Annotated in this window: 2 protein-coding genes and 1 pseudogene; 1 reads left to right on the plus strand and 2 read right to left on the minus strand. The window is 74.3% G+C overall.

The features are described 5' to 3' along the window. The coding region (locus N4P33_RS34660) for an SRPBCC family protein (protein ID WP_260830886.1) at window positions 1-319 on the minus strand (319 nt) is incomplete at its 3' end. A 134-nt stretch (window positions 320-453) separates the two neighbouring features. Continuing rightward, a complete protein-coding gene (locus N4P33_RS34665) occupies window positions 454-1,302 on the minus strand; it encodes a DeoR/GlpR family DNA-binding transcription regulator (RefSeq protein ID WP_260830887.1) in 849 nt (282 codons plus the stop codon). Window positions 1,303-1,591: 289 nt separating this feature from the next. Between N4P33_RS34665 and N4P33_RS34670 the strand changes: the two are divergent. Next, window positions 1,592-2,401 (plus strand): annotated as a pseudogene (locus tag N4P33_RS34670) (hypothetical protein); the annotation flags it as partial.

Below are 2,401 nucleotides of genomic sequence, written 5' to 3' on the forward strand. Positions count from 1 at the left end.
GCCGCCACTCCTCGACCAGGGCGCGGGCGCCGGGCGCGTTGGTCACGTCGACCCGGTAGGCGTACACCTCGGGCGCCTCGGCGACGAGGACCGTCTCCCGGAAGCGGGTGCCGCCGCGCAGCCGGACCTCGCGCCCCGCGCCGCCGTCCAGCGGCCGGGCCAGCGTCACCGCGCCGAACCACTCGGTCCAGCCGGGGACGTCGTCGGCGAGCGCGGAGAAGACCCGCTCGGGCGCGGTGGAGATCTCCCGGGCGAAGACCAGACGCACGGGCGCGGCCGTGACGAAGTCCGGTCCCACGGGGCGCAGACGGTGGGCCATGGGCGTAACCTCCGTGTGGAAAGCGGGAGTTGCCCCGGGCGGGCAGGCGCACACCCTAGCCGTCAGCACGTCAGCACGTCGGCACGTCAGCACGTCAGCACGTCAGCACGTCAGCACGTCAGCACGTCGGCACGTCAGCTGTCTGCCGGCTGCTCCTCCGGTTCGGGTGTCTCCGGCTCGCCCGCCACCACCAGCCGCCGCAGATGCTCGGAGATCTCCGCGCGGGCCTCGGCCGGCAGCCCGGCGTCCGTCACCAGGGTGTCCACCTGATCCAGCGAGGCGAACGAACTCAGGCCCACCGTGCCCCACTTGGTGTGGTCGGCGACCACCACGACCCGGCGGGCCGACTGCACCAGCCGCCGGTTGGTCTCCGCCTCCGCGAGGTTCGGCGTCGACAGGCCGGCCTCGACCGATATCCCGTGCACGCCGAGGAAGAGCAGATCGAAGTGGAGCGCCGCGATCGCCTGATCGGCCACCGGCCCCACCAGCGAGTCGGACGGGGTGCGCACACCGCCGGTCAGCACGACCGTGGCCGCGCCCTGGCGGGGGCCCGAGGTGCGCTGTGCGGCGTGGAAGACGTCGGCCACCCGCACCGAGTTGGTGACCACCGTCAGATCGGGCACGTCGAGCAGCTGCTGCGCCAGCGCGAACGTCGTCGTACCGCCCGACAGGGCGATCGCCGCGCCCGGCGGGACCAGTTCGGCCGCCGCGCGCGCGATGTCCTCCTTGGCGCTCAGCTCCATGCCCGACTTGGCCTCGAACCCGGGTTCGTGCGTGCTCGCCTCGACCACCGGGACCGCGCCGCCGTGCACCTTCTCCAGCACGCCCTGCCGGGCCAGCGCGTCGAGATCGCGGCGGACGGTCATGTCCGACACGCCGAGCTTGCGGGTCAGCTCGTTGACCCGGACTCCGCCCCGGCGCCGGACCTCGTCGAGGATCAGGGTGCGCCGCTGCTCCGCGAGGAGGTTCTGATTCTCGCTCACGTACGCTCCGGTCCTTTCCGCCGCCAACCGATCGACACGCCCGGCGCACGCGTTCCGACGAGCCGATTCTCCCCGTCACCGGTGCGCGGACGTCCCATCCTCCCATGCCGGGCCCCGGCCGGCGCCACCGGTGGCTCGTCGCGAACATGTCACCGTTGGGCCTCGGGGCGCGTGCCGGTCACACGGATCGGGGAGATTCCGTGACGAGCGGTGTGAGCCGCCCGGGCGCGGGAGATCCTGTGCCCGCACGGTCGGAGCCGACGGCATGTCACGGGGGAAGTGCGACACAGTGGAACGCGCGCAGGATCACAGGCCGGCAGCGAACGGACCGGACAGCGGCGACGGCGCCTCCCCGCGCCCGGCCGGCGGCTCCGGGACCGCGCTGGAACTCCTGGTCCACGGGGTGGGCGGCACCACCCCCGAGGCCATGCTCAACGACCCGCGCACCGTGCGGATCACCGGTGACGACATCGCCGCCGTGTTCCGGCGTGCCGACGACGCCGACGCGGAGACCCGGCCCGGCGACCGCCGCGACGGGCCCGTCCCCGAGGCGTACGTCTGGTGCAACCTCACCTCCGGCAACGGCACCCGTGCCCTGTGGCTGCTGCTCCTGCCGTTCATGGTCGTCAACCTCGCCCACTGGATGCGCCCCACCGCCCGCGGCCGCAGACGCACCATCCGGCTGTACGGGCTGCTGGTGCGGCTGACCGGACTCAGCCTGACGGTGCTGCTCGTCGCCGCCGCCTGCGAGGTCGCCCTCGACCTGGCCGCCTGGCAGTGCGCGGGCACGCGCGCGTGCGCGGAGCGGCACTCCTGGCTGGGCTTCCTCTCACCGGCCGTCTCCGACGGCGGCTGGTGGAGCCGGCCGGGCCGCAGACTGGCCCTCGCCGCCGTCGTCCCCACCGCCCTCACCGGCCTGCTGTGGTACCTGTCGCTGCGCACCTGGAGCGCCTACGAGTCCCAGCAGCCGCTCGCCCGCGAGCCCGAGAGCGAGGACGAGGGCGCCCGCCCCGCGCTGGGCCGGCCCGGCTTCTGGTACGGCCGCCGCCTGGTCGCCCGGCTGCGTGCCGCGCACACCGCCGCCGGACTGCTGACGGTC

Source organism: Streptomyces sp. 15-116A (assembly GCF_025290915.1).
Lineage (GTDB): Bacteria > Actinomycetota > Actinomycetes > Streptomycetales > Streptomycetaceae > Streptomyces.